The sequence below is a fragment of the Legionella fallonii LLAP-10 genome, assembly GCF_000953135.1.
In the GTDB taxonomy this organism is placed as follows: domain Bacteria; phylum Pseudomonadota; class Gammaproteobacteria; order Legionellales; family Legionellaceae; genus Legionella; species Legionella fallonii.
Genome location: NZ_LN614827.1, coordinates 3466988 through 3493835 on the forward strand (window position 1 = coordinate 3466988; position 26848 = coordinate 3493835).

Below are 26848 nucleotides of genomic sequence, written 5' to 3' on the forward strand. Positions count from 1 at the left end.
AAATGGAAAGTCCAACTACTTAATAAAATGGAAATTTTTTGCTTTTTCCTTGGCATACTCTATGTCTATACCTCTAATCTTTTTTTACCCCTTGGGGTTGTCGCACTGTTCTTTATTACCCCACGATATCCAATCATCCTGTTATTTATTATGGGACTGCTGATCGCCTGGCTTCATCAGTGGCTCACGTTACCTAAAGGTATGCCTGATGCTCCTGTTATCTCTCAAGCTCTTTTACAAGGAACCATTGCTTCTATCCCGGTAAAAAACATCAATAAAACTCAATTTTTATTCTCTATTGACAAGGTTAATGGCGCGCCCGCCCAAGGATTAGTGCAATTAAATTGGTACAATAAAACACCATCATTACATGCAAGACAGCATTGGCAGTTTACTGCAAAGATAAAAAAGCCACGTAATTTTCTCAACCCTGGTAGTTATGATTATGTTAACTCACTGAAAAAACGACACATTTATTGGACCGGCTATATTAAATCTAAAAATAACAAATTAATACCTCAACCTCATTCTTCATGGACTTGGCTATCGCTGCGTGAACATTTAGGACAGGCATTAACAAAACTAGCTCCAGATCAACAGACAGCAGGAGTTGTAGAAGCCCTCACATTAAATCTCACCACACACATCAGCCAAGAAGATTGGAGCTTATTCAGACGCACAGGGACAACTCACTTATTTGGTATTTCAGGGGAACATATAGCCCTAATTTCGGGACTTTGTATGCTGATTGTCCGATGGTTATGGACAAGAAGCATTCGCTGTTGTTTATGTATACCGGCCATTACTATAGCCAGCATTGGTGGTTTCATTGTTGCTGTTTGTTATGCTTTTTTAGCTGGCTTTGAGCCACCAGTACAAAGAGCATTAATCGGGAATTTTTTTTATACCGTTTACTGTTTAGGAAAACAACGTTATACGCCCTGGCAAATTTGGCGCTATGCCCTCTTCGGCGTCTTGTGCCTTGAACCTCATGCTGTTTTTATGCAAGGATTTTATTTTTCTTTTCTGGCTGTAGCTTGTTTATTCTTGACGCAACAACGCTGGCGCCTCAAAGGTTATAAAGGAACACTAGCCTTACAACTCAGCTGCCTAATAGGCTTAATGCCTTTAACGCTGTATTGGTTCTCCTATGGCTCTATCAATGGATTTATTGCCAATTTATTCGCTATTCCTTTAGTTGGTTTATTGATAGTGCCTCTATCATTAATCACTATGTTAGTCAGTTCTTTTGATTGGGCTTGGTTCTTAATGAAACCGCTTTCTTGGTCAATTGCTTTATTATTCAAAGGATTAACTTGGGTTGAGTATTTAGATGCTATTAACATCACCTGGTCTATTCATCAGATTGCCTTTGTACTCTCGCTAATGGGAGCTTTGCTCTTATGGATTTTATTACCAGTAAGACCGTTCAAATACCTAGCACTACTTTGGCTTATTATCCCTTTATTTCCAGCCCATCGTGTAATCCAGAAAGGAGAAGCAGTAATACAAATACTAGATGTTGGACAAGGCTTGGCCGTCGCTATTCAGACACAAAATCACACACTACTCTACGATACAGGCGATCAATTTTTTCAAGGAAGTGATCTAGGAGCTATGGTCATTTTACCTTTTTATCAGGCGATAGGAGTAAAAAAAATAGATAAAATTGTGATTAGTCATCCAGATAAAGATCATAGGGGAGGGTTAAAATCAATTGAAACAGGGATCTCTGTGGACGAGTTATTAGTGAATAATACCCATTATTACGATCACGGCATGACTTGTCATGATTACCCGGGATGGCAATGGGATGAAATTTCTTTTCATTTTTTTCCCATACACCAATCTTTTCGGGATAAAAATAATAATTCCTGTATCTTACAAATCAGCAATGCAGCAGGAGGTATTTTATTCACTGGAGATATAGAGCAAATGGGAGAAGATTATTTGGTAAGAACCTATGGAAACCAATTAAATTCACAAGTATTGATCGTTCCTCACCATGGCAGCAAAACCTCCTCTTCTTATCGCTTTTTGCTTGAGGTAGCTCCTCGCTATGCCATTGCTTCGTTGGGCTTTGATAATCGTTTTCACTTCCCCCACGCCCAGACTCTTACCCGTATGAACTCCTTAAATATCCCTTTTATTCGAACGGATGAATGTGGCATGGTAGACATCACTCTTCCTGCCACAGGGACAATAAAAAAACCTAAGTGTTATAATGGACTCAATTTTTAATGACACTCACTCTAAAAAATTCCATGCCTGAATTTCGGTCTCATTTTTTTTAAATTTCGCTATAGTACATTATATGAACTTATTCTAAGAGATGCTCCATGTTAACCGCAGCACAAAAAAAAGAGTATTACTCTGCCCTACTGGCTAAAGACAGTAGGTATGAAGGTATATTTTACGTCGGTGTAAAAACAACAGGAATATTTTGTCGCCCTAGTTGCCCCGCTAAAAAACCCAAATTTGAGAATTGTGAATTTTTTCAAACAGCACAAGAAGCTCTTCTTGCCTCATTCAGACCTTGTTTACGTTGTCGTCCTTTATCTCATCCTAATTACGTTTCTGAGCTAGTACGTACTTTAGTTGATGCGGTTGAAGTAAATCCTGAAAAAAGATGGAAAAATAGCGATTTTGAAAACCTATCAGTCGATGCATCCACCGCACGTAGGCAATTTAAAAAACGCTTTGGCATGACTTTTATCGAATATGCTAGAGCAAGAAGAATAGGAATGGCCATGAAACAAATACGCGACGGTGAAGGATTAATTTGGGCACAACTTAATGCGGGTTATGGCTCTAGTAGTGGGTTTAGAGATGCTTTTACCAAAATCATGGGAGCCCCTCCCTCGCATTTGTCTCAACAGCTGCAAGTGCTTAAAGCCTCATGGATAGACACGCCTTTAGGTCCCATGATCGCCATCGCGGATGAAAAAGCCCTATACCTTTTAGAATTTGTTGACAGAAAAGGCTTGGAACGCGAAGTAGAGCGATTAAGGAGCAAAACTAAATCAGCAATTATTCCTGGAAGCACACCGGCCATCGTTTCCATTGAAAAAGAGCTCCATGATTATTTCGCTGGCCATTTAAAAGAGTTTGTAACCCCCGTACATTTTATAGGTAGCTCTTTCCAAAAAAGCGCATGGCAGCAATTGTTGCGCATCCCTTATGGTGAAACCAGAAGTTATTCTAAACAAGCAGAAACCTTAGGCAAACCAACAGCCTTTAGAGCGGTTGCTAATGCCAATGGAGCCAATCAATTCGCCATTATTGTTCCTTGTCATAGAATTATTAATCTTAATGGTAAGCTTGGTGGTTATGGTGGCGGTATTGCCCGTAAAAAATGGCTTCTTGAACATGAAAGGCGACATAAATAATAGAGCTCTTGCCGAACATTCTTACTGTCATCCAAAACACAGCAAAGGAATCCCTACAAAACGTATTATGCCACATTCAGGAGAACCTTCGTCGCAAGCACCTCTAGATGACAACGTTAAGCTAAATGAAGTGCAGCCCAACCTACCCCGCATCAGCGCTTAAGTCAAAAGGAGCGGTTCATGGAGCAAATGACGCTCCCATTATCTTGCATGGGACTATGAATAGAAACTGCCGCCGGCCAATGAACTCCATGTTTTTGAGGTGTTTGTTAGTGCTGCTTGAAGCAGTACTGACTTCCTCTGTAAACGTATCGTGGGAGTCGAAACCAAGAATAGTCAATTTCGCATCAGAAACCAATTAATAAGTTCCTAGTAGCGATGCACTTTCATGTTAAGACTCTGAATTAAGAAAGGAGAATTGGTCGCCGGCGATGCTTTAATTACCCGTACAGAAAAATCGACATCCATATGTAATTCAGGAATGTTGTAGGATTGATCCACTTTCCAACAATCAATGCTAATGCAATGCTGTATCCTTTCTATTGTTGGTTCAGTTAATGGCTTAGGATGAATAACCAATTGTTGCTCTTTGATTATCTTGATTTCCTCGTCAAAAAAATTGCTCATGGGCTCCCAAGCAGCTTGTGAGTATTTTTTTTGAATTGGCTCATTATCTTTCGGTGTATCAGAATAACTCACTGAAAGTGTTTCCAGCAGAGTATTTTGTACCCACTCAGAAACATAATTATCCTTAGTTGCATAAACAAAGGAACAAATAAAAAGAGCAATTAAAGGCAGAAGACGTAAAGAGTTTTTTTTGTACATGTTCCTATTCCCTTAGTTGTCTGAAACAAATAACTCCATGATTCCTAATTAAATAATAGAATCAATAACAAATAATATCCAATCTTCTCTGAATAGTGGTATAAAAATGCTGCAATAAGGACTACTTTAGGTATTAGACCTCTTGCATAACCTCATCTATTCCCACTGAAACGATGGTTATTTCCTATGCTACTTACTAATACGCCAACTTAAACGGGTGTTACACACGGACGTATTAAGGGAGTAAGTATGGGGTTCCTCTCCATTTTTTGGAGAGTAATTTTTTTAGCAAATAGGCCATGATGCTCGCCCCCCATAGTAACAGTTGCATGCATATGGCTGGAAACAAAAGTATCCGACATACTTTTTATACATTTCCCCCATTTAGGATGCCGCGATAATGATGTTGGTATTTTCTGAATTACCAACTGACAATTTCTTTGAAACTCGACGACATTTTCTTTATGAGATAATCCAGAATTTAAGAAGTTTCTTTGGGCGTCTACCAACCCCTTTAAGAGGGCTAGCCCATGTTGCATGGGCTTCTTTTTTACTTCCGTCTCAAACTGCTTAACCATACCATATATTACATCTACATGAAGTTGAAATTTAATATGACGCAGATAGGTTGTAGCGTTTTCTTTTGAGATAATTTTACTGCTGGCGTTATCAATTGCTCGTTGTATCTCTGCTTTCTTATTAGTCAATGCCTCAACAATGGCTGGTGGTTGTGTAGAATACCCTAGATTAATCAATGCATTAGGTAATTCAGTATTTTTCGTTACTATGCATTCCAACTGTTTTTTTAAAGTCGTATGGACCGATGCAAGAACCACTCTATTTGCGACAGATTCCACTACCACAGGAAAATTAGTTATCTGTTCAACACAAGCTTGAATAACCCTGTCAGCCTTTTTCTGTACTATTAACTCTGGACTTATATTGAGAAGCTCTGGATTATGAGTAGTTAAAAACCAAGTCCTAAATGTACTTGGTATCTCTAGCACCATATCTTCAGCAAACAGTCCAATGGAGTGCCCAAAACGCCGACTAAATTGCGTGACAATCAGTGGGACCATGGCTTTAACTAATAACGGATTAACCGAACTTAATTCAAATAGTAAGACGAACAATTCACGAGGCTGTATACTATGACAACGAGCAAGTACTGTATTTAAAAACGCTTCGTTAACTAGGGAAATCGTAGCATCGCGAAGGTATTCTCTCATCCTTAAAGGGATTCTTTCTGAATTAATAAATTTAGCAGTAGCAACCGCCAAAAGAAATCGAGGAGAAAACCATTGCTCTAGAGAGGCCTTGGTAAAAATAGATGCAGAGAATAAGTCTTGAAACCCCGCATTTTTAGTAATACATCGCACATCTTGAATGTCAAAATAATAGTTTATCAACTGCTCTTCAATGAGAAACTGCGCGTCCTTGTCACCACAATTGTGTACTTTAGCTACACGACGGACTGCTGCACTAATTACCGTCTTAAAAAACTCTCTGTCATAAAATAGTACACGGGTTGGCGAACGCGGATCGCTTTCTGCTTTAACCGCCAGGTCAACCATAATCCGTCCTATTGTGCTAGGCAGTTTTTCTTTATGCAGGAACAAACTAAGCAAATCCATACGAGGAACATTGGTTATAAGTCGTTTGATGAATTGTTCTTTATCTTCCCGCGCGTCTATTATGCATCGAATCAGTTTCAGCTGTTCTTCTGCGCCTAATAAACGATAAAGAGAAGTGAGATAGGGTATTTGTTGGTGCAATAGCATACAAAAGGGTATGCTATTGGGATCCAATAAAACACCAGTTACATGCATTCGCAAAATTAGGTCAAAAAGATCAGGGTTTGCAAAAATATATTGTCCTTGATCTATCGGCTTTTCTAACAGAATAGGAGCGAGAACAAACTTTTTTGGGTTAGCATCAAACGTGCAAAAACGACACTCACTGTTTCTAAGATCGCCTAAATAGTGCTTTTCTCTCTTTGTAGTGTCCCAAGGATTTACTAGAATAAATTCGTGGTTACCGTCTAGCTTAGGAATTATGTTCTCTAGCCTGAACGCATGACGCGGTTGACTTTCTTCCGGACTATCGGGCATGCCATAGTTCATACTGAGATAAATAGCTTCTTCGGGGTTTCTTTTCTTTAACTGAATAATTTTATCAAGATCATCATAGTCTCTAGCATGAATCCCTAATAATTTTCCAACAAACAGAGTAGACGATTGGAGAAGTGGTCTACCTAAACTATGTGCCTGTAGACTTGAAGATGAATTAATATACCTCCAGTCTCGTGGATAATAAAAAGAACTGATATGTTCTAGAATTTTGATAGCCAGAGAATTGGTGCGAACCCTGTCTGCAGATTTGTCCATTTTTTCCAGTACTTTATTATCGAAGATAAAGATATCTTCATCCGCTTCTTCGTCATAAACATAGGTATATTGCTCCCCCATGTTCTGAGGAATCACATAATGACTCTGATCATTATGAGCAATTTTGACAATCACTCGATCTGAAGTTTGCATGAACTTTGACTTTAATAACTTAAGACCTTCAGGCCCGGCATTAAAAATACAATCTAAGGAAGCTAAAAGATAACAATCGGCTACTGAGCCTTGTATTATTACAAGGGGTTCACCATCCAATGGAAATAAAGGGGTCATTTTGATCTTGACAAAGTCTATTGGTTAATTAAACGACCACAATATAACATGTTTAATAGGGGTTGTGTACTATGTATAATGGGATTTCTTGCTATGGAGCGACCAATGAGCGTAGTAAACCCTAGATCCAGTCAAATTAAGGCCTTTCATCATGCTGAAAGCAATTTTTTTTCTCTAATCAGTGGGTCGTGTCTAGAATGCGAGCATATGATTGCTTTTGCCAGTGAAGTTCAAGCCTCGGGCTTAAACCCTGTATTTTTAACCCAACCAATAGATGAGTCTTGTGTAAACGAGATATCTTCCTGTCGTTCGTTTTATATGGCAAAAAAAATTCCATGGGCATTCATAGTCCCCGAGTATTTTTATGGGGAACATATAAATGGCTTATTACAAAAACAGCGCTTATTTCAAGTTGATATTGGGGTCGCTATGGTCCTATCACTACCTGATTTTATCGTTCCCTCAGCAAAGAACTCATTACAAATCAAGATTATGGAAGATGACTTACAAACGTGGAGTATTCCTCTAATTTATGGATTTGAATCAACTCCTGAAATCACTGGTGTTTATACCCAATGCCATCAATTAGCTGCTTTAAAAAATAATAAACTCTACCATTTTTCCGGATTTATTAACGAGACCGTAGTGAGCTCCCTATCACTTTCTTTATCTGGACACAATGCACGCATTGATGACGTAGCCACCATGCCCGACCAGCAAAAAAAGGGTTATGCTACAGAGCTTATTTATACTGCGCTACAATACCTGCAGCAACTCAAGATTGAAACCTGTTTTTTAGAAGCATCTTCTTCTGGACTTACTACTTATGAACGCATTGGTTTCAAAGTACTTTTTAAAAATTATTATTACGAATATTCAAAAGAACATCCATAAAATTTTTAAAATCAAAATGAACATCTACTGCAACAATGTAACCATAATCCTATAAAAATCAAAAAGTATCTAGAAACCCTGATTTTTCAAAAAGCCTCAGAACTACCTACTTATTTACAAATCACTAAGGTCAACATATTTCCCAGTTTACCCACCAACTCTCTTGGAAAAATAAAACGTATGGAAATTAAAGAGCTGCTTTCTCAAAAGGTAAGATAGCAGGCACCCTCAACTTTAATTTACTCACCTTAGAGCGTATTCACTTATTTTGTATCACCTTTGAAATGAGGTTCAGGTAAACCCTGAAATAAAGTTTTCAAAGCAAATAGACTCCCAGACAAAGGACTTAATTGCAACTGTTCATCACTAAGCCCCATTCGTGCTGAAGTAATATAGAGCGTTGAAAGATCTCGATCGCCAAAAGCTACACTGGTCGGCCTAGGAACAGGTAATTTTACAGAGTCCACCTTCTTACCTTGCGTATCATAGCGATTGACGGCCCATCCATCCCACATAGCAACCCATAAAAAACCTTCAGTATCAACAGTCATCCCATCAGGTATACCCTCAGAATCAGGAATGCTAATAAAAGATTGTTTATTGGTAATTGTCCCGGCAGCTAAATCAAAATCATAGCGATATATGGTGTGAGCCAATGAATCAGAAAAATATAAATATTCATTATCAGGACTAAAACCTATGCCATTAGATAAGATAAACCCTCTGTCCATTGGTTTAAATGTTAGATCTGCAGATAGTTGATACAATATACCAATTGGGGATTGCCAATCTTTTGCCGCAGTGCCTGACCAGAATCGTCCTTGGCGATCACATTTACCGTCATTAAAAATTACTGATTGATTGGCATAGGGATTAGCAATTTGTTCTAATATACCTGTTTTCAAATTCACAAAAGCATAACCTTCTTCCACAGTAACCAGTAAGATATTTGGGACATACAACGCTATACTTGTGACAATTTGATCTAAAATAATAAATTTATCACTGCAGGTTTGAGGATTAAAACAATGTATTGCGGGTTGCAAACAATCTAACCAATACATTATACCTTCATGATCTGACCATAAAGGACTTTCTCCCAACACCGCTTGAGAATTGAAAATAACCGTTGGATTAAGTGTATTCATAATATAATTATTAGCTATAATTTCTTTAAAATACAACCTGTGGCGAATGTATCCAGCATATAGGAAAAATTCCATGCCACTCTATTCGATGTAACGTCCCACGTCATCCCGAACGCAGGGTTCCGTCGAAAATTTTTCACATAAAAAGAAACACCATAAATTTCCTTTATTAATCTGATTTGCTGCCTTTAGTTTAAGTCCTTCTTGCCTCATAATACGACTTATCAGTGCCTTACCCTGAAACTTGCCTGTTTTGCGTCATACCCGTTGAAGTATGGGAGCACCATAAATCAGGTGTGACGTCAAAAATTGCTCCTTTATGATCTTACTTAAGTCTTCATTTTGCATCACAGCGCAAGTTCTGGAACTCTAGCCCAACTTGCTTTAAATTCTCAGTCAATACAGAATCAAAATATACAACTCTTCGAACGCTCAAGCATGTGATCATGAGGGCTTACCTTCGATGAATTATAGAAACTAAATCGCTCATAAGCCGCTTTAAGTTGTTCTGAATGCAAAAGTGCCGGCACCGTTCGATCTTCAAGCTGTTTCTTGGTGCGCATATGCTCTATAATCTTGTTTTTTATACACTCGATAAACTCATTTTCTAATTCAGGATAAATTTTGTCAAAAAAATCACGATTATCTTGAGAATATTCTGATTTTCTGTAGCCATCTCTTGCAATATGCTCCGCCGCTAAAATATCTCCTACTAGGCGTTTTAATATACGTTGAATTCTTGAGTCTTCAGGTAAAGTATCTATGGGAGTGGGTTCAAGTTTTGGTGAATAGTATTTTGAGGAGAAATCATAAAGAAATAATTTTACAGTAGATGATACCCGATTATCCCCCTCAGAAGGCATAAATGCGAGGTTTAAAGAGTCTGCTTCATTAAATTCAAACCCTAAAAAAAATAACAAGGCAAGATCGTTCAATACATCTTGAAATATTAATCTATTAATAGAGTTATCAAAGCAACTATTATCTGACGGATAAAGCCTATATTTTCTTCCAAATCTATATTCATTTTTTGCGTCAAATACTTCAATACCTTTTTCACGGCTTAATGTTGAAAATGAATCAGCAAACATACAGGGGTAATCATGATAACTATCATCATCTGGATCATATATACTAATACAACCTCTACTTAATGCTTGTGTCTGTAAACCTAGCAACGCCATTTGATGTGAAATTGAGACTTCTTCATTGATAATTTGCTCTAAGCGTTTGATGTCACGACTGGCTATTAAAAATACTGCTTTTCCATTTACATTATATACGTACTTCGAACCACCCTTTCCTAATAGTTGGCCGTTTGGGATCTGTTTATCACTAACAAAATCACTATCGTTTATATATTTTGTATTAAATAAGTTTACTTTTTCTTCATTAAAGATAATGGGCAATCCTGCCCTTTTACCTCTCAAAGAATGCAGTTTTAGAATTAAGTTACACTGTCTACTAATATCTTTAATGCCCGTCATAGATCCCCTACAATCATATTTACATGGTGAAATAGTGATTAATTATTATGTTAATTGGATTATGCTAGCACACCAATATTCTATGTTCAACGGTAAGAGGATATTAGGGTGATGAAGCAACGCGTAATCCGAGATCAAGGATCGAATCAGGTTTCGATCCCGAGTCACGTCTGCGCCTTTACCCAGACCACATCCTACATCCCTTAAGTTGACACCATTTCGTGAGCAATTACTTTTTAGAAAATAAACCTCTTTACAAACTTGCCATCACGCTAACAAAATTAGGCACATTAGGTGAGCCAACGCCAACAACATCATTCCAAAATTGGCTCTCAATGATACTTAGTACACCATCCCAGTTAAAGGTAATAACATCGCCCCCTACGACGATATTAAATGCAGAATCAGGTGGGGTAGAGTCAGCTGGAGCGTTATTCACTGGTGTTGCACCACTGATTATTTGATGAGGAGGGGTGACGAGGTTTAATGCCTTTCCATTAATTAACTGTCTATTAAAGGTATAAAAATAGGGAGCAGCTAAGCCAATGGGTTTTGGTACCCCACCATTTAACAGTGCCCGCGCTTGATTAACTAGAGTGAGTACGCCAGAAAATAATGGGGTGGATTGACTTGCCCCGCCCGTTTTATAAAAAGAACCACCTTGGTAAATAAGCAGCCCGGTATAATAGTCTGCTACCATAGCTATGTCAGGGATCGCACGGTTATGGCTACCGACAACACCATAACCACCGGCGGTAAGATTACTGATAGGTGCTTGCCAAGACGGGAAAGCACGCCAATGACTGATTCCCCCCATACTACCTGAGTATGGACTACCATTCTTATAATTACCCCACCCTGATTCAAAGGCATAATTATAATTATTATCAACGAATAAGCTGGTGCCGGATACTGCTGTAACATAGGCGGAACTCACTGGATATTGTATCGAAGGATCACTACCATAACGGCTACAAGGCCAAGAACTATGATAGGTTTGATCGCCACAATCTCCCGCGGCAAAATTAATACTTAAGCCCATTGCAGAGGCTGTTTGCAATGTATCGTCTAATGATTCATTCTGTGAATCATGATCATTATCCCAACTGTTAGAAACCACATAGGCATTGGTAAAACCACCAAGAGAAAACTGATTATTAAGAATGGTATTAATAGCGGTCGCTACTTGTGCATTATTAACACCATCGGTCATGACTAAAACAATATTGGCCCCAGGTGCCATGGTATGAGATGCTTCTACATCCAACGCAATTTCCCCATCCCAATCAGAAGCCCCACTACAACTTATAGATCCTCTAGTATATGGCTGGCCATTATAATCGACTACAGCAAAATTACTGGCGCTAAGTGGTGTTAAAGCGCTAGCACTATTATAAATATTGGCATCATTCATAATGTCTTCTGGGGTACCTGTACCACAACCATCAATAATAACAATAGTTTGTCCTGTGCCATCAATAGTTGTGCCATTAATAGGAGTAATGCCACTAAGATTATAAGCGGTTCGCATTTGCTGACCGGAAAAACCTTGCAAGGAGATAGTAGTAGGTATTGCTTGTGGTAAAAATGAATCCCAAACCAGGTTAAGTTGCTCAATAGGTTTATTACTTTGTGACTCCATATTCATTTGAGACTTGCTTGTTGGGCGATGGCGAATTTTAGGATGTCCATATGGGATGTTACTAAGGTCACTAATACCTGATATGTATTGGGCAATCTTAGGATTTACCTTAGGTTCAGAAGTATTTCCATAAACAAGCTGATCTTTATAGCGATAATTATTTAGCTTTATCTGTAATACCTGCTCAATTTTACTCGCTTCCGCAGTAACCTGAATGGTAGTGTAAACTCTTTTTGTTTTCATTCCTTGTGACAGAAAATAATGTTCTACCTCTTGCACCGCATTTTTACTTGGAGCATAACGAGCTTCATACTCCTCTTTTGTTAAAAATTTTTGATAATGCTCACTTCGTGGATCATATAATTCATTTGTGAAGTTATCGAACTGCGCTTTATTTCTGAGTTTAAGCCAAACGGAGAATGTAATAACTTGTTGAGGATTAACTGGCTCAACTAATTGAGCTTGCTGTAATGTATCAAGCTCAATATTGTGAAAGTTGACTGATTTTATTTCAGCACCCGCCCAAACTGGGGATAGAGGTAACAATAGTGAACAAGCAGAAATCATTAAGCGTATTGCAAACATTAACTACCTCTCTGATAAAAAAATTTGATCTCGATTCGCGATTTATTACGCTGAAAGAAATAAACTATTAATTGGGCTATAAGTAATAAAACCGACTTCATTGCCACTGAGTAATGAAAATACATATCCTCCTTGGGTACCCGCATCCACTATTGAACCATCAGAATTGACAAGCAAACTATATACGGACTGGGCATAAGGCGTCCAAGAGCCCCCTCCAGTTAATGAGGTACTGGTGTATACATATTCATTTGCAGTACCTATATATAAGATATTATCAGCAACATAAACCGTTTTCACTGCACTGCCATCAGGTTGACCATTAATCGCCGTCCAAGAAATCCCATTGTTATTGGAATAATAAACGCTCCCATTAGCGCTCGCGGCATACAATCCGTTAGTAGCGACAAAAACACCATTGACCGCGAAGCCTGCAGCAGGTGGATTTGTCGGAGCACAGTTAGTTCCGTTAAGTGTGCAAATAAAGATCTTCCCATTGCCACTGGCAATATAAAGCTTATAGATATAAAGCGCGTAATTTGCTGAAACGAAGAGGCCATTTACCGCAAAACCTGGGGCTGGAGTTACAACTGTCGACCAAGTGTTACCATTATTAATTGAGTAGTAAACGTTTCCATTAGCATTGCCTGTATATAATATGCCATTAATGGCCGTTACACCGTTCACCGCGCTTCCACCAGCCGGTGGGTTTGTCTCACTCCAAGTATCACCATTATTTATTGAGTAATAGACCCTCCCATTCTGGGTGCCGGCATAAAAAGTAGGTACTGGCGGAGCGGTCACCGTAATATTTAAAATATTTTTATCGCTAGGTTGATAACATAGAAGAGGACTAGGTTTGCCATCTGGACCTAACTGACATATTTTAGGTCCACCGCTTACTGGAGAATGTATTTGGTTACCATTAACTTGCAAGGTCAGCGTGCATGCTTGCTGAGCAGGCAAAGTAAATATCTTTGGGCAATTTCCTGGACTTGTTATTTGTGTAACAGCGCTTGTATTAGAAACCATTGTCAAGGTATGGCTTCTAGAAGACTGATTGGTAACAGTATATTGGACTATAGCGGTTCCATTACTGGATACCGGAATTGTGGTGAACGTAAGAGGTGATATGGCAAACAAAGGCTTTGCCGTCGCATGTACAAACATCGGTGAGCAGAGGGAGTAAATAAAACAAAGTAATCCTAAGGGCAATTTATTTTTTTTCATGGCAAATCCGATGCTGTATTTGTTGCAAGTTAATAATGATTGACTAAGTTGCAGGTCAATTTTTTAATGCAATTATAAGATATTGGTGTATAACAAAAATTCAATAACTTTCTACTAATTTGCACCTATTGTCTACCTATTTATTTTACCAAATCAATATAATTCATATGCGATGAATTCGATTAAGGAATAGGTCCGTTGTACATAACGAATAAATCCGGTCCAAGAAAAATGAACTCGCTATAAAATAGATTAATAGTTAATCAAGTGCTACTATTTTTATATATCGTTAAAGGATTTACTCAATACCCAATCTAGCTTTTATTTACTTTTGGTGGTCGAAATCATGTTTAACTTTGATCCGATTGTTCTTGCTCGAATTCAATTTGCATTTACCGTTAGTTTTCATATTATTTTTCCTGCGTTTACTATAGGATTAGCTAGTTTTCTAGCAACCTTAGAATGGCGCTGGCTTAAAACGGGCAATGAATATTTTAGAGATCTTTATAAGTTTTGGATAAAAATTTTTGCAGTTGCCTTCGGTATGGGAGTTGTTTCTGGTGTCGTGATGTCCTACCAGTTTGGAACTAACTGGTCTATCTTCTCTGATAAAGTGGCCAATGTTCTAGGGCCATTACTTGGCTTTGAAGTCTTAACGGCTTTTTTCCTTGAAGCCTCCTTTTTAGGAATCATGCTTTTTGGCTGGGGACGTGTCAGTAAGCGAATGCATTTCTTTTCAACCTGTATTGTCGCAATAGGAACATTGATTTCTGCTTTTTGGATTTTATCAGCCAATAGCTGGATGCAAACTCCTCAGGGTTTTAGCATCGCTAGTGATGGTCGTTTAATGCCAACCAATTGGCTCAGCATTATTTTTAATCCTTCATTTCCTTATCGATTTGCTCATATGGTAACAGCGGCCTATTTAACCACTGCCTTTGTCGTTGGTGGCGTTGGTGCATTTTATCTCTGGAATAAACGTTATATTCCTCATGGGCGAATTATGCTTGGCATGGCAGTTATGCTCGTTACAATCTTTGCTCCGGTTCAATTAATGATAGGTCACGAGCACGGAAAAAATACAATGGAATATCAACCAGTCAAAGTAGCAGCTATGGAGGGAAATTGGGACAAAACAGACTCTGTACCACTTTATCTATTTGGTTGGCCTAATCAAAATGAAGAAAAAACACAGTACGGGATTACCATTCCGGGTGGTGCGAGTTGGGTACTAACAGGAACAACCAATGGAAAGGTTCCAACTCTAAAATCTTATCCAAAAGAAGATCGCCCTTTTGTACCATTCGTATTTTGGAGTTTTCGAGTGATGGTTGGTCTTGGTGTGTTGATGATATTCATTGGACTAACGAGCACGTTACAATATCTACGCGGTAAGCTATTTGACACCAAATGGCTGCAAATTGCCTGGATGTTAATGATGCCTTCGGGTTTTATAGCACTACTCGCGGGTTGGTTTGTCACCGAAGCAGGCAGGCAGCCTTGGGTAGCGTATGGAATACTAAGAACAGCGACCTCCGTGTCGCCGGCAATAATTGGTCCACAAGTAGCCATTTCTCTTCTAGCTTTTGTTGTAATCTACAGCTTGGTCTTTGGTGCAGGGAGTTACTATATTCTAAAGCTTATAGCCAAAGGCATTTCTGCTAAAGATGAAAAAGAGCAATATTACAAACACGGCATTGAGTCAGCAATAATGGAAGCCTCAGCTATCAAAGGAGAAGAGCATGTTTGATTTTTCTCAATCAGTAAATTTGCCGCTTATCTGGGGCTTCATCATTGCCACGGCAATTTTTATTTATGTTTTACTCGATGGATTTGATCTTGGTATAGGAATTTTATTTCCTTTTGCTCCATCTGATAAATGCCGAGATCGGATGATGAACTCCATCGCGCCATTTTGGGATGGTAATGAAACTTGGTTGGTTCTCGGTGGTGGTGGCTTATTTGCAGCATTTCCTCTCGCTTATGCGATTCTTTTACCCGCATTTTATATGCCTATTATTCTCATGTTACTAGGCCTCATCTTGAGAGGAGTGGCCTTTGAGTTTCGCTTTAAATCTGAGGAGCATACCCGACATTTATGGGATTATGCGTTCCATATTGGCTCTCTAACCGCTACTTTTTGTCAAGGAACTATTCTTGGCGCCTTTATTCAAGGTGTTAAAGTGCAAGGGCGTAATTTTACTGGTGGGCCGTTTGATTGGGTCTCAGGATATTCTGTGATGATAGGCATAGCCCTAATTGCTGGCTATGCCCTAATTGGAGCCACTTGGCTAGTTATGAAGACAGAAGACATCACTCAAGAATGGGCGAGAAAGACAGCCTCCTACGTGTTAGGCTTTGTTGGTTTTTTCTTGGTGATAGTAAGCATTGGCATGCCGTTGCACTATGAATACATTCAAACGTTCTGGTTCTCAAAGCCCGCTTTTTATTATCTTCTGCCGCTACCGATTATAACTGCTGGGGCATTTATATTATTATGGCGTGATTTACATCAGAAGAAACACGAAAACCGTCCATTTTTTACCAGTATCAGCATTTTCTTAACAGCCTATATTGGACTTGGCGTCAGTATTTATCCATGGATTGTTCCTTTTCACTTCGCACTGTGGGATGCGGCTGCTTCAGGCCCAGGATTATCATTAATGTTGGTGGGTGTAGTACCACTGCTTCCACTAATTCTTGGTTATACTGGTTATTGCTATTATATTTTTCGAGGTAAATCCAGCCATGAACATGAGTATTAAAAAGAAGCTCACTCGCTTTTTACAAACTCATCCTAAAACGCGTCAGTGGCTGTGGTTTATTTTTTTGTGGTGCGTCGGCCTACTATCGGCTATGGCTATTGCTTTTCCAGTAAAAGTTCTTATTAAGCTTGCCTCTGCGCATCAATAAAATAAATGAGCAATTGACAAATACACCAATAGTACCAAATGAGCACACATGTTCCCATTTTCGCTGTTGAATACATGTAAAAATATAAGCCGATATATGAACTATATTTTAAACTAAAAGACTATAATTATAAAATATAAGCTTATGGAATAATAACTATGACAAACAAGACGCGCCAGGAATTAGTCAATGATGTTCGCAACAAATCAAAGACCATTGCTTTAATTTACTCACCAATTGAATTACACGAGTATATTGTTGAAATAATATCAAAAGATTCTGACAAATTTATTAAGAAAGGCAATGAAATCATTCATTTTCACTCTGTCGATAGGGCTCTATCTCATGCCGCAAATTATGGAGCGGAGGAGTTTTTTCTTTGTGCAGATAATACTTATGATGAATGTGGTTCGAACGGTGCAGCACAAGAATTTGATTACATCCCAATTTATTGTAAATACAAAAATTAGAAAGACCAATACCAAAGTGTCATTGATGCCTCTTTGACGACATCATTCGCAACAGTACATGCAGCGGGAAACTACATGAAAAAAGTAAGTCAGGTTCGGCCTAAGATAAAAATATAAGGTAGTTCAGCTCATTGAAGCCCCTCTAATTGAGTAACCATATCGCATAATTCAAGTACGTTGCAAAAAGCAACCAAATAAAATATGGAAGAAGCAACAAACTTATCTCGTTGTTCTTATTTTTTATCGAATAAATAGTAAGAAAGGTTAAAGAGGTCAGTATCAAAATCCAGATCAAACTAAAACCAATCCAATGTAATTGAAAAAAAAGTGGCGTCCATGCCCAATTCATCAAAAGTTGGCTCGTATAGAAGTATAAGGCAGGACGTATCTCTATATTTTCCCTTTGCCGCCAAAGCGCCCATCCTACAACAGCAAGAAGCACATACAAAATTGACCATACAATTGAAAATACCCACCCGGGAGGAGTCAGCATTGATTTATTTAGCCCATCATACCAAGAGAGAATATTGGCTTGCGTCAGTAACCCTAAAAAAAATCCGATTGCTTCAAAAGCAACGATCCAAATAGTCAGTTTAATCCAGCCGTTTTTGCTCAAAATCATCTCTCCATATTTTGGTTAGCCCCTCACGAAGTCAAGGTCATTGCAAAACAACATTAACTTCCCTTCCCATCTTTAAAAATGTTATAAAACATGATCCCCAAGCTGCTAATTGTATTAAATTTTTCAGAATAAGCAGAGTGTTGTACCCTATTTCTATTATCATTTTTAAATGGTTAAAGGTTTTGCAGTCGCATGTACAAACATCGGAGAGCAGAGGGAGTAAATAAAACAATGTAAGCCTAAGAGTAATTTATTTTTTTCATAGCCAATCCTCTGCTATAGTTGTGAATGCCCGCCAAGGTATTTGCCACGACGCTCAAGGGCATACCCAAATTGCATTTGCTTTGGCTCCCAGGCTCTTAAAGCAGCTTTCACATCGCCCCTATGCTCATAGAGACTTTCTGCTAAATCGATGGCAGCAATCGAGGCCTTATAGGTGCCCGCAGCAGTGTGGGGCCGAACAACAAACGCCGCATCGCCGAGTAAACAGATCCGTCCAAAGACCATTTGGGGTACCGATACATCAAATATAGGCTGGATAAAAGGTTCTTTAGTGGCTAGTACTTCCTCACGAAAAACTGTAGGTAACATTTCTTTGGCACGTTCATAAATCCATTGAACAAAGACCTCTCTTAAGAATCCCTGTGGGATAGAAAATTCACGCTGGTTGCCTTGATTATCGAAAAGAAGCTCATCAAGCTCTTCCCCTATAGATCGATTAATGTACCAAACCCAATTGAACCTCCTTTCACCTGGATTGACGCTCCCATCTGCCCCAGGAATAAGATAAGTAAGAATGTGGCTTTGTGGCATTTGATAGAAAGTGATTCGGTCTTTAAGTTCATCAACGATCTCTTGAAGCAGGTCACACTCTGCCAAGACACCTCTCCACGCCACGTATCCTGCATATTCTGGTTTAACCTGTGGCAGTAGTATGGATCTAGAAAGCGAATGAGTTCCATCAGCACAAATTAGGAGATCCCCTTCGATAGTTTTACCGGATTTGAACGTTGCATGAACTACATTGTCACTTTGTTCAAACGATACCAGTTCTTCATTCAAGTGATAATTAGCATCAGGAAATACGTTACGAAGCTGCTTATATAAGACATTCCATGATGTCATATTTTGCTTAGTCCAGGAAATAGCAGCAGTTGTTCCATCTCGATTAAGATATCTTCGTTGTCGAATGGGAACACTCACTTCATTAGCTAGGGCGATCCCGTGTTCCGCAAGATAGGCAAGCATGTCTTCATGGAATACTAAACCAGCGCCTCGCTCTACCATATGATCGCCAGAACGTTCGAAGATCTCGACTTGACAGCCTATGCATCTAAGAGCAAGACCAGCATAAAGACCACCTAATGAGCCACCTGCTATAACAACACGTAGTGGACGCGTCTGCCCCGGAATGACTCGACTCTGATTCATGACATGAACTCCATTTCGTTCACTGAGCTTTTCAAAATCTTATCATTGTTTCGACTAAATATCATTGTCAAATCAATCAATTCAAAAGAATAAAATACAGGGAAAAATGTCCAATAACTTAATAGAAATAAACGAATAAGTTATCATTCTACAAATACTTATGTATCAAACATAGAATTAATACGACTTATCTTCTCCATAAGGAGAACAGGAGGACTGACGTTCTTGCACGGTTTTAATCAATAAACGGGTTTGCTACTGAAGTATAGAATTAGGAGTGACTCACTTATATTAAATTTTGCAAAATAACTAGAGTGCTGTACCCTAGTTCAATTATCCTTTTTTAATAGCTAATACTGCAGTTATGAAGCAATTTCCTTTCAAGTTCATAGAATTAACCCATAGCATCAACCAAGACAGTCCTTGCTGGGAAACAGGTTGTGGTTTTACAACTGAAACCATGCTCAATTATTCTGACTGTACCACGGCAGTAAAATTTAAAGTCCAGTCCCTTAAAATGGATGCGGGCATAGGCACTCATATAGACTCACCAGCTCATTGCGTCTCTGGTGGTAAAACTACTGATGAATTGCCCTTAGAAGAATTATTAGCACCTTGTGTCGTTATTGACGTGTCTTCTATGGCTCATGAAACCTATTGTTTAACAGTTGAAGATATTAGCGATTTTGAAAATAACTACGGCCGTATTAAAGAAGGTTCTTTTGTTATTATCTATACCGGATGGGATAAATATTGGCTCAATCCTGATAAATACCGTAATAATCTGAGTTTTCCATCCGTATCTGAAAAAGCAGCTCAATTATTGCTGCAACGCGGTATAATAGGCTTAGGAATTGATACCTTAAGTCCAGACACTCCTGAAAGTGATTATCCTGTACATCAAATCATCCTTGGTTCTGGTAAATATCTTATAGAAAATGTAGCAAATGCCCAAGCCATGCCACCAATAGGTGGTTTCACTCTGGCTCTACCAATACGTCTGCAAGGGATGACAGAAGCCCCGATCCGACTAATCGGCTTAGTCAACAAAAATTAGCAGTTTTTACCCAATCGCTCTCTCAATATAAGTGGCTCGGCTCAAAACAGACAAACAATAAATCATCTGCTGGTCTTTCTGTAAGGCAATCAACACAATAGTTGTGCATTATCGCTTCCAACTTAAAACCACATCGCTCGGCGACTCGTCTGCTGCGTGTATTTTCAACTTGTGTCACAATCTGCACTCTTACTGCCTGTAAGTGTTCAAAAGCAAAATGCGTCAGGGCACGCACCATCTCTGTAGCCAGTCCTTGTCCAGTGTATTTTGTAGCTAACCAATAACCAACTTCAAAGAAGGGAACGTTGGGATTGCTGCGATCATTATAACCAGAAGCACCAATGATCTCTTGAGATTCCTTATGAATCACAACCATAGGAAAATCTCTTTGCTGTTCATTGCGCCAACTTTCTATACCCTCTCGCACAAATTGTATCGTTGGTTCCAGGCTAGGCTCTGAAGCCCAAGGCATCCATCGTTGCAACTCGGGTAAAGAATCATTAATAGCTTGATTTAGCGGTCTTTCATCGCCTAGTGTTGGAGTACGTAATATTAGGCGCTCAGTTTCAATTACAGGTAACATAGAAACACCCTAGGTATGGATTAGAACCATAAATGCTAGTGAGATAATTCAATTCAGACGAGCAAATTACCCATTAATTTCATGATAAAGGGATATTTTTGTATTGCTCACTAATTTAGGAACTAGATTATCGAGAAAATTTCTTACATAGGTTGCTTTGGCATGCAAATCTAAAGCTTCCCTACTTTGAAAACGTTCAATAAAAAACAATATTTCAGGATGAGTGAGACTACGGTGAAGTTCATAACGAAGACATCCCGCTTCTTTTTTGGTTAGAGGAACTAATTTAGTTGCCTCTTTTACCAGTTGATCGATCATGCCAGGTTTAGCAGTCAGCTCAACAACACACACTATTTCTTCAGCCATTATTTACTCCTAGTCTATTTAACCTTCGTTTAGCGCCATAAAAAGCATGCTTATTCTTTTTATAGCGAACTCACGTTATTTACTGAAATTCCTTATTTTTAATCACGGCAATATCAATTATTTAAAAACTAAATTAGAGGTCAACCATCATAATATATTGGCCACGTTTAATGAACTGGATTAAATTAGAACCTATTGGCTGATCTATGCCATGTTCCACCATTCAACTAGGGCAGTGTCCTTATAGTATGATAAATGATTAGAGAAGAATAGCCATGCTTTATCTCGTTGTTGGGTATGTAACAAGCTAAGAAAATAAGTTTGCGCAAATAACTCAACCTGAGCATCACTTCCCCCTACTCGTGGACTTTGCTCAATAATAGACTCCATCAAGGCACTCGCTGTTTTATAATCAGCATCAGCAAAAGCATAAATACCGTGGCATAAAGGCAAGACCGTTTTAACCCATAAGGATTGAGTCGGAAGATCTTGAGCTGCTTTTTCCATTTGCTTTAAAGAATTATCGGCCAATTTTTTTTGGTTAGTACGTACTAGCGCATAGATAAAATGAGCGTTGTTAAAACCAATATAATATTCAAAAGGATGGTTCCCTAAATGAGTTGCTATGGAATGAAATAGTTTATCCTGAGGTAATCCCGCCATATCCATGCGCCATAATAATGAAATCGCATCCAGTTGCTCCAATACCGTATTAGGCAAGGCACCAAAAATACTTGGATATAATTTTATAATCTCTTGCTCATTGCGTTGGGCTAAATGAAATAAAGCCAGATGCCAAGTATTATGTCCTTTTAATAATGGTAAAATGCCATCCCAACTACTTTGTAGACTTTGTAAACGTTTAATCCCGCCACTTATATCGCGATCTAACAAGGCAACATGAGCTAGCGTATGATGAGCCCAGGGAGTGAATAAATTCATTGCGATTGCTCTCTCGGCCATGTCCCTAGCTTGAGAATAATAACCACACAGTTCTAAAGCAAAAGAATGAGTCGCTAGAAAATGGGATTCATCTTGATTGACCGAGGCACATTGATTACAAATGCGCAAAAAACGCTCTGCCTGAAATGCTTGTCCTGTACAGTAAAAAAGCCATTCAAGTATTTTAAGTGCTAAAGTATCTCTTGGAAAAAGCTCAATTACCTGTTCCAACAAATTAATGGCTTGTGTGTAGTCCCGTTGATACCAATGCAGCACAACATCATAAAGAATTTTTTCTCGCAAATTAGCCTTTTCTAAAAGCTTTTCCGCAGAAAATAGGTGAATTTTTGCCTGTTTATCAATCTCATATTCTTGAGCGTATAAATAATAAACCGCGGCATAAATTTGTATTAACACATTATCAGGATTTCGTTGAGCCGCATCTAAAATAGCACCAGCATTAACTCCGGACCCCAGTACTTGCCCATGAAAAGAATTAATATCATCAATAACGTCAGGAGAACGAGTGCTAACTTCTAATCCTCGTTGGGTGTGCATTATCATGAATACCCTAATAAAAACGGTTTAATAAAGCATAGCACAAAGTAAATTAGCACAATATAATTAGACTTTCTTCGAAACTCGCTGTAGGAAAAAGAAGGTTGGACCAACCCTATTTCAGCTCGATAACCATCACCTTAACCTGATGATCAGTCATATTGACGTCATTATGTAATTCATCGGGAACATCTTTAGTAAGGTAGTAAGCTTTATCCTTTTCCAATTTCAAATAATGTATTTTCCCTTTATCATTGGTGATTTTTAATAAACCGTCAGTCAGTGCCACAACTACCCTATCATGCTCATGTCGATGCATTGTTAGTGCCTGTCCAGACGCAGGATAAATAATGGTTTTCCAAACACTAACCTTATTGTTAGAAAATTGTTCCTCTCGATGGGTTGCTTCATTTTTTGCATGAACAATCCCAGCAGAAGCTCCCAACACCATTCCTAGTGCAATGAACCAATTTTTTTTCATCACTTCGTTCTCCGTATTATACTACAGACATTCATTCTTCACCCTTATGGAGTCATTAGACTTCTTTCAAAACTCATGAGGGGCTATCGACATTTGCTTCCCTTCTAATAAAATCTACTTTATGGTGATAAAATTTGACTCCCCCAACCCAGTCCTTGCTGGACATACTCGACGACATCCGATAATTCATCAGTACGATAAGAGTAGAATACTATTCGATGAGGTTTGAATCTAAAACCACAATAAAACTCACTCACAGGCAATGGGCTGTTTTGGTATTCAAGTTCAACGCTGCATTTTTTACGTTCTAAAATCTCTTTACTGGCAATAGGATTAGATGAAGTTTCTGCATAACTATAAAAGCGAATTTGTGCTTCGCGAGGATAACTGTCCCAATATGTTTTGTTCTCCTCAGGAAATAGGGGGTTAACAACACCTTCAAAAATTATCTCTCGTGATGACATCTCAAACCAGAAAGTAAAAGAAGCCACAGGATTACTAAGAAGCTCCTGTACTTTGCGCGTTCCTTTCTGAGTAAAAAAAATAAGACTGTCTTCATTAATCTCACGAATAGCAACTATACGGCTATGCGGAACTGCCGTCAGTGTTGCTGTAGATAGTACGGCCTGCTGAGGATTAGGGACACCCAATTTTTTTTCCTCTTCTATCCACTTTTTTAACAAACTAATGGGGGACATAATGTGCATTAAAGTAAGCTGTGACAAAAAACATAGTGTAAATTGGAGAAGCGAGAGAAACAATAGCATGGGAGTCGTGAACTATTACAACTAATGAGGTTATCGCCGCAAAAAGACATTTTAAAGATTTAGAGCAAGCAGTTGATTTAATAAACTAATGTTCCGAGATTCTAATAGCTCTAGACGCTTAACCGCCTCACTATTCTTTCCTTGCTCATGAAGAGTGAAAACATCGACTGTTTCAACATAAATTTCTGTATGCAATTCTTGTAATCGCTTTAATTTTGCATCTTGCTCTGGTTTTAGATGTCTTTGTCTGTTAATCCATAATTCCACGGGGCAAACTTTTAATATATCCATTACAGAGGCATTGTGATTTAAAGTTAAATAATTTTTTATCACATCAATCCTCGCGCAGTGCGCAATGATAGCATTAAGGAGTAAAGCCCCTTCTTTTTTACTCGCGACCTCCATATTCCATTCAGGAAAAGAATGCCAATTTTTAGACCACTCACAGAGCTCATCAACAGGCATCGCTTCGCTTATCGCATAACCTTGAGCATTCGTACATCCCAGATAAAGCAGCAATTTACCTATTGCTATTGTTTCTACTCCTTCAGCAATAACCTCACGCTTCAAAAGCTTACACATATCAATACAGGCTTTAAGAATGACAATATTTTCCGATTTATTGATTATATCGCGCACAAAGCTTTGATCTAACTTTACCTTGTTCGCCGATAACTCTCTAAGATAAGTCAAAGAAGAATAGCCCGTACCAAAATCATCCAAAGCGAATAAAACGCCAATTTTCTTACATTCATTAATTAATTTTTTTACTTGTGACAAATTAGATAACACTTCCGTTTCTAAAATTTCCAATTCGATGAACTCACTTTTTACCTTAGGATGCTCGGCCAATATCTCTTTCAAGTCGTTTAGAAAACTCTCTTGGGTTAGATGATAAGGAGAAATATTAATGCTAATAGGATAGATATCCTGTGCTATAAGTTTTTTTTCTAAGTCGGCTAATACTTGATGTATTACCCATTCTCCAAGTTCAGCATAGATAGGATGCTTAAAGACCTCTGGTAGAAAACTATCCGGACCTAAAGTCCCTTTTTCTGGATGCCTCAAACGAACCAGGGCTTCAGCCCCAAGGATTTTTCCTGTTTGCATATCCACTTTGGGTTGATAAAAAACCTCTAACTGATGTTGGGTCATGGCGATGCGGAGATCACGTATTTGTTGATTATTTTGGATCTTTTGCAGTTCCAAGGACTTATCATAGAATTTATACTGATTCTCTCCCGAAAACTTAGCTTCATACGCGGCAAAATGCGATTGCCTAATCAACTCTTCTGGATAAATAATATGCTCTTGAGGGTAGGAGGTAAGGCCTATATTAATCTTAAGAGTGATTTTATTTTTTGATATTTCGTAGGGTTTGCCGCATTCTTCTATTACGGATTGAATTGCAGGAGTAATGTCTTCTACATTGACTACATTTTTGAACACCGCGATAAAATCACTATAGCTAACCCGTGCTAAAAGAATATCTTTTGGCAAAACAGAGGCAAGACGGTGAGCGATTCCAATGACAACATTGTCTTTTTTTTGTTCATCCAGTAATTTGTTATTTTTCTCTGAGTTCAATCCATCTAACGCAAGATAAACAATGATTAAGCTTGCCCCGAGGGGGCTGTTTTCACTCATTAGTGAACCAAGATGTTCTGATAAAAAATATTGGTTCGGGATGTCGGTTAATGGATCATAGTATTTCATGCGCGTGATTATAGCCTGTTGTTTTTTCAACAAGATCAAGTCATGACAGATGCCAATATAATTAATAACTTCGTTATCGCGATTCTTGACTGCAGACATCGTTAAATAAACAGGAAAGGTCGAACCATTTTTATGTTTTCCCCATATTTCTCCTGTCCAATATCCTTCTTTTTTAACATCAGAGCGCATGGTTTTATAAAATTCTACTTCATATAAATCGGACCTGAATATTTTGGTGTTTCTTCCTAGCAGCTCTTTTTTACTGTACCCCGTCATGTCTATAAAAGCCTGATTCATATCAACCAAATTAAAATGAGCATCGGTCACCATAATTCCGTCATGGGCATGATTAAAAACCTTTGAACCAATTTCCAATTGCTCCATTTTACGTTTTTTATCAGTAATATCGCGTAAGGAAATAATCCAGGCTTGTTGCTCTCGCCACGCCCCTAATTTAACGTTCATCTCGGCTGTCAACACTTGACCATTAGGTTTGATAATATCAATTTCTTGTGTTTCATTGGCCGCTAAAGGATATAAAAAATTTTCGCCAATAAAAGAGGATGCACTTCGACCAAATAGTTCAGCTGCATGCTGATTGACATAAAGAATAGTGCCATCATGATGACTAATAATTACCCCATCAGCTAAAGCAGACACAAGCTGTTGCCAATTTCCCTCTGGACAAACTCTAATCATAATTCAACATCCCTATGATTAGAGCCTCAAGCACCTTATCTTTATTCGAGAGATCGCCAATAAGACGCATTGGTGAGGGTTTATTTTTAATAATCAGCAGAGGAGTAGCTATAATTTTTTCTTGCTCTGCATACTCAGGGTAATCATATAAATTAATCACCTCAAATGCATAATTGGCGCTAATTTCTGACCTATTGCAAACTGTATTCAGATTTTCTATAGCTCTTTTGGCGATAGGAGTATAACCCAAGACAAATAACCTTAGTAAATTTTTAGAGATGGTTATTGGGGTGGTGTTCTTATTCGTCATTAATCCCTCTTGAATTTAAAAATACCACATTTGAGCTAATGTAAATTAAGTATAG

General features: G+C 38.4%; 23 protein-coding genes. 8 read left to right on the forward strand and 15 right to left on the reverse strand.

Features of this window, described 5'->3' with window-relative positions; all coding sequences use genetic code 11:
• Positions 1 to 27 precede the first annotated feature (27 nt).
• Entirely contained in the window at positions 28 to 2241 is a 2214-nt protein-coding gene (locus LFA_RS14500; protein ID WP_045096814.1) for a DNA internalization-related competence protein ComEC/Rec2, read from the forward strand.
• A 98-nt stretch (positions 2242 to 2339) separates the two neighbouring features.
• Positions 2340 to 3389 carry a bifunctional transcriptional activator/DNA repair enzyme AdaA gene (locus tag LFA_RS14505; RefSeq protein ID WP_045096815.1) on the forward strand — a complete coding sequence of 350 codons (1050 nt, stop codon included), beginning with the start codon at positions 2340 to 2342 and terminating at the stop codon, positions 3387 to 3389.
• Positions 3390 to 3758: 369 nt separating this feature from the next.
• Here the strand turns inward: LFA_RS14505 and LFA_RS14515 are convergent, their stop codons facing one another.
• Both LFA_RS14515 and LFA_RS18985 read right to left on the reverse strand, forming a co-directional pair.
• Positions 3759 to 4214, reverse strand: coding sequence for a hypothetical protein (locus LFA_RS14515; protein ID WP_045096817.1), 456 nt, complete (start codon positions 4212 to 4214; stop codon positions 3759 to 3761).
• A 209-nt stretch (positions 4215 to 4423) separates the two neighbouring features.
• On the reverse strand, positions 4424 to 6892 hold the full coding sequence (locus tag LFA_RS18985; protein WP_052673985.1) for a hypothetical protein: 2469 nt from the start codon (positions 6890 to 6892) through the stop codon (positions 4424 to 4426).
• Between the two features lie 105 nt (positions 6893 to 6997).
• On the opposite strand from LFA_RS18985, the gene LFA_RS14525 reads away from it, so the two are divergent.
• Positions 6998 to 7786, forward strand: coding sequence for a GNAT family N-acetyltransferase (locus tag LFA_RS14525; RefSeq protein ID WP_045096818.1), 789 nt, complete (start codon positions 6998 to 7000; stop codon positions 7784 to 7786).
• Between the two features lie 263 nt (positions 7787 to 8049).
• Here LFA_RS14525 and LFA_RS14530 read toward each other — a convergent pair whose 3' ends face one another.
• The 4 genes from LFA_RS14530 to LFA_RS14545 all read right to left on the reverse strand — a co-directional run bounded on the left by LFA_RS14530 (position 8050) and on the right by LFA_RS14545 (position 13878).
• On the reverse strand, positions 8050 to 9009 hold the full coding sequence (locus tag LFA_RS14530; RefSeq protein ID WP_231865853.1) for an SMP-30/gluconolactonase/LRE family protein: 960 nt from the start codon (positions 9007 to 9009) through the stop codon (positions 8050 to 8052).
• A 332-nt stretch (positions 9010 to 9341) separates the two neighbouring features.
• Positions 9342 to 10421 carry a hypothetical protein gene (locus LFA_RS14535; protein WP_045096819.1) on the reverse strand — a complete coding sequence of 360 codons (1080 nt, stop codon included), beginning with the start codon at positions 10419 to 10421 and terminating at the stop codon, positions 9342 to 9344.
• Positions 10422 to 10674: 253 nt separating this feature from the next.
• Positions 10675 to 12648 carry a S53 family peptidase gene (locus tag LFA_RS14540; RefSeq protein WP_045096820.1) on the reverse strand — a complete coding sequence of 658 codons (1974 nt, stop codon included), beginning with the start codon at positions 12646 to 12648 and terminating at the stop codon, positions 10675 to 10677.
• A 45-nt stretch (positions 12649 to 12693) separates the two neighbouring features.
• Complete coding sequence (locus tag LFA_RS14545) at positions 12694 to 13878, reverse strand: WD40/YVTN/BNR-like repeat-containing protein (RefSeq protein WP_045096821.1); 1185 nt, start codon at positions 13876 to 13878, stop codon at positions 12694 to 12696.
• Positions 13879 to 14224: 346 nt separating this feature from the next.
• Between LFA_RS14545 and LFA_RS14550 the strand changes: the two genes are divergently transcribed.
• The 4 genes from LFA_RS14550 to LFA_RS14560 all read left to right on the forward strand — a co-directional run bounded on the left by LFA_RS14550 (position 14225) and on the right by LFA_RS14560 (position 17261).
• Entirely contained in the window at positions 14225 to 15628 is a 1404-nt protein-coding gene (locus LFA_RS14550) for a cytochrome ubiquinol oxidase subunit I (RefSeq protein ID WP_045096822.1), read from the forward strand.
• Positions 15621 to 16643, forward strand: a complete 1023-nt coding sequence (gene cydB, locus LFA_RS14555; RefSeq protein ID WP_045096823.1) for a cytochrome d ubiquinol oxidase subunit II — start codon at positions 15621 to 15623, stop codon at positions 16641 to 16643. The genes LFA_RS14550 and cydB overlap by 8 nt, the downstream gene beginning before the upstream one ends.
• On the forward strand, positions 16627 to 16791 hold the full coding sequence (locus tag LFA_RS19920; protein WP_157010381.1) for a hypothetical protein: 165 nt from the start codon (positions 16627 to 16629) through the stop codon (positions 16789 to 16791). The genes cydB and LFA_RS19920 overlap by 17 nt, the downstream gene beginning before the upstream one ends.
• A gap of 158 nt (positions 16792 to 16949) precedes the next feature.
• The gene (locus tag LFA_RS14560; protein WP_045096824.1) at positions 16950 to 17261 is read left to right on the forward strand and encodes a DUF6482 family protein; all 312 of its coding nucleotides are present in this window, start codon (positions 16950 to 16952) and stop codon (positions 17259 to 17261) included.
• A 142-nt stretch (positions 17262 to 17403) separates the two neighbouring features.
• Here LFA_RS14560 and LFA_RS14565 read toward each other — a convergent pair whose 3' ends face one another.
• Together LFA_RS14565 and LFA_RS14570 are read right to left on the reverse strand one after the other, a co-directional pair.
• The gene (locus tag LFA_RS14565) at positions 17404 to 17883 is read right to left on the reverse strand and encodes a TspO/MBR family protein (protein WP_231865854.1); all 480 of its coding nucleotides are present in this window, start codon (positions 17881 to 17883) and stop codon (positions 17404 to 17406) included.
• Between the two features lie 276 nt (positions 17884 to 18159).
• The gene (locus LFA_RS14570; RefSeq protein ID WP_045096825.1) at positions 18160 to 19314 is read right to left on the reverse strand and encodes an FAD binding domain-containing protein; all 1155 of its coding nucleotides are present in this window, start codon (positions 19312 to 19314) and stop codon (positions 18160 to 18162) included.
• 364 nt (positions 19315 to 19678) lie between these two features.
• On the opposite strand from LFA_RS14570, the gene LFA_RS14575 reads away from it, so the two are divergent.
• The gene (locus tag LFA_RS14575; RefSeq protein WP_045096826.1) at positions 19679 to 20371 is read left to right on the forward strand and encodes a cyclase family protein; all 693 of its coding nucleotides are present in this window, start codon (positions 19679 to 19681) and stop codon (positions 20369 to 20371) included.
• Positions 20372 to 20393: 22 nt separating this feature from the next.
• On the opposite strand, the gene LFA_RS14580 is transcribed toward LFA_RS14575, so the two are convergent.
• From LFA_RS14580 to LFA_RS14610, 7 genes are all read right to left on the reverse strand, one after another.
• Positions 20394 to 20954 carry a GNAT family N-acetyltransferase gene (locus LFA_RS14580; protein ID WP_052673986.1) on the reverse strand — a complete coding sequence of 187 codons (561 nt, stop codon included), beginning with the start codon at positions 20952 to 20954 and terminating at the stop codon, positions 20394 to 20396.
• A 66-nt stretch (positions 20955 to 21020) separates the two neighbouring features.
• A complete protein-coding gene (locus LFA_RS14585; RefSeq protein WP_045096827.1) occupies positions 21021 to 21320 on the reverse strand; it encodes a putative quinol monooxygenase in 300 nt (99 codons plus the stop codon).
• 204 nt (positions 21321 to 21524) lie between these two features.
• Complete coding sequence (locus LFA_RS14590) at positions 21525 to 22826, reverse strand: tetratricopeptide repeat protein (protein ID WP_231865855.1); 1302 nt, start codon at positions 22824 to 22826, stop codon at positions 21525 to 21527.
• Positions 22827 to 22935: 109 nt separating this feature from the next.
• Positions 22936 to 23271, reverse strand: coding sequence for a cupin domain-containing protein (locus LFA_RS14595; protein ID WP_407927640.1), 336 nt, complete (start codon positions 23269 to 23271; stop codon positions 22936 to 22938).
• Between the two features lie 149 nt (positions 23272 to 23420).
• Positions 23421 to 24008: a pyridoxine/pyridoxamine 5'-phosphate oxidase gene (locus LFA_RS14600; protein WP_045096829.1), complete on the reverse strand. Its 588-nt coding sequence runs from the start codon at positions 24006 to 24008 to the stop codon at positions 23421 to 23423.
• A gap of 111 nt (positions 24009 to 24119) precedes the next feature.
• Positions 24120 to 26483, reverse strand: coding sequence for a putative bifunctional diguanylate cyclase/phosphodiesterase (locus tag LFA_RS14605; protein ID WP_052673987.1), 2364 nt, complete (start codon positions 26481 to 26483; stop codon positions 24120 to 24122).
• On the reverse strand, positions 26476 to 26793 hold the full coding sequence (locus LFA_RS14610; protein WP_045096830.1) for a circadian clock KaiB family protein: 318 nt from the start codon (positions 26791 to 26793) through the stop codon (positions 26476 to 26478). The genes LFA_RS14605 and LFA_RS14610 overlap by 8 nt, the downstream gene beginning before the upstream one ends.
• Positions 26794 to 26848: the final 55 nt, after the last annotated feature.

What these genes read in the sequence shown, in the direction of transcription:
- LFA_RS14500 (WP_045096814.1), top strand. Translation starts at nt 28, where the DNA reads ATGGAAATTTTTTGCTTTTTCCTTGGCATACTCTATGTCTATACCTCT.
- LFA_RS14505 (WP_045096815.1), top strand. Translation starts at nt 2,340, where the DNA reads ATGTTAACCGCAGCACAAAAAAAAGAGTATTACTCTGCCCTACTGGCT.
- LFA_RS14515 (WP_045096817.1), bottom strand. Translation starts at nt 4,214, where the DNA reads ATGTACAAAAAAAACTCTTTACGTCTTCTGCCTTTAATTGCTCTTTTT.
- LFA_RS18985 (WP_052673985.1), bottom strand. Translation starts at nt 6,892, where the DNA reads ATGACCCCTTTATTTCCATTGGATGGTGAACCCCTTGTAATAATACAA.
- LFA_RS14525 (WP_045096818.1), top strand. Translation starts at nt 6,998, where the DNA reads ATGAGCGTAGTAAACCCTAGATCCAGTCAAATTAAGGCCTTTCATCAT.
- LFA_RS14530 (WP_231865853.1), bottom strand. Translation starts at nt 9,009, where the DNA reads ATGGAATTTTTCCTATATGCTGGATACATTCGCCACAGGTTGTATTTT.
- LFA_RS14535 (WP_045096819.1), bottom strand. Translation starts at nt 10,421, where the DNA reads ATGACGGGCATTAAAGATATTAGTAGACAGTGTAACTTAATTCTAAAA.
- LFA_RS14540 (WP_045096820.1), bottom strand. Translation starts at nt 12,648, where the DNA reads ATGTTTGCAATACGCTTAATGATTTCTGCTTGTTCACTATTGTTACCT.
- LFA_RS14545 (WP_045096821.1), bottom strand. Translation starts at nt 13,878, where the DNA reads ATGAAAAAAAATAAATTGCCCTTAGGATTACTTTGTTTTATTTACTCC.
- LFA_RS14550 (WP_045096822.1), top strand. Translation starts at nt 14,225, where the DNA reads ATGTTTAACTTTGATCCGATTGTTCTTGCTCGAATTCAATTTGCATTT.
- cydB (WP_045096823.1), top strand. Translation starts at nt 15,621, where the DNA reads ATGTTTGATTTTTCTCAATCAGTAAATTTGCCGCTTATCTGGGGCTTC.
- LFA_RS19920 (WP_157010381.1), top strand. Translation starts at nt 16,627, where the DNA reads ATGAACATGAGTATTAAAAAGAAGCTCACTCGCTTTTTACAAACTCAT.
- LFA_RS14560 (WP_045096824.1), top strand. Translation starts at nt 16,950, where the DNA reads ATGACAAACAAGACGCGCCAGGAATTAGTCAATGATGTTCGCAACAAA.
- LFA_RS14565 (WP_231865854.1), bottom strand. Translation starts at nt 17,883, where the DNA reads ATGATTTTGAGCAAAAACGGCTGGATTAAACTGACTATTTGGATCGTT.
- LFA_RS14570 (WP_045096825.1), bottom strand. Translation starts at nt 19,314, where the DNA reads ATGAATCAGAGTCGAGTCATTCCGGGGCAGACGCGTCCACTACGTGTT.
- LFA_RS14575 (WP_045096826.1), top strand. Translation starts at nt 19,679, where the DNA reads ATGAAGCAATTTCCTTTCAAGTTCATAGAATTAACCCATAGCATCAAC.
- LFA_RS14580 (WP_052673986.1), bottom strand. Translation starts at nt 20,954, where the DNA reads ATGTTACCTGTAATTGAAACTGAGCGCCTAATATTACGTACTCCAACA.
- LFA_RS14585 (WP_045096827.1), bottom strand. Translation starts at nt 21,320, where the DNA reads ATGGCTGAAGAAATAGTGTGTGTTGTTGAGCTGACTGCTAAACCTGGC.
- LFA_RS14590 (WP_231865855.1), bottom strand. Translation starts at nt 22,826, where the DNA reads ATGATAATGCACACCCAACGAGGATTAGAAGTTAGCACTCGTTCTCCT.
- LFA_RS14595 (WP_407927640.1), bottom strand. Translation starts at nt 23,271, where the DNA reads ATGGTGTTGGGAGCTTCTGCTGGGATTGTTCATGCAAAAAATGAAGCA.
- LFA_RS14600 (WP_045096829.1), bottom strand. Translation starts at nt 24,008, where the DNA reads ATGCACATTATGTCCCCCATTAGTTTGTTAAAAAAGTGGATAGAAGAG.
- LFA_RS14605 (WP_052673987.1), bottom strand. Translation starts at nt 26,483, where the DNA reads ATGATTAGAGTTTGTCCAGAGGGAAATTGGCAACAGCTTGTGTCTGCT.
- LFA_RS14610 (WP_045096830.1), bottom strand. Translation starts at nt 26,793, where the DNA reads ATGACGAATAAGAACACCACCCCAATAACCATCTCTAAAAATTTACTA.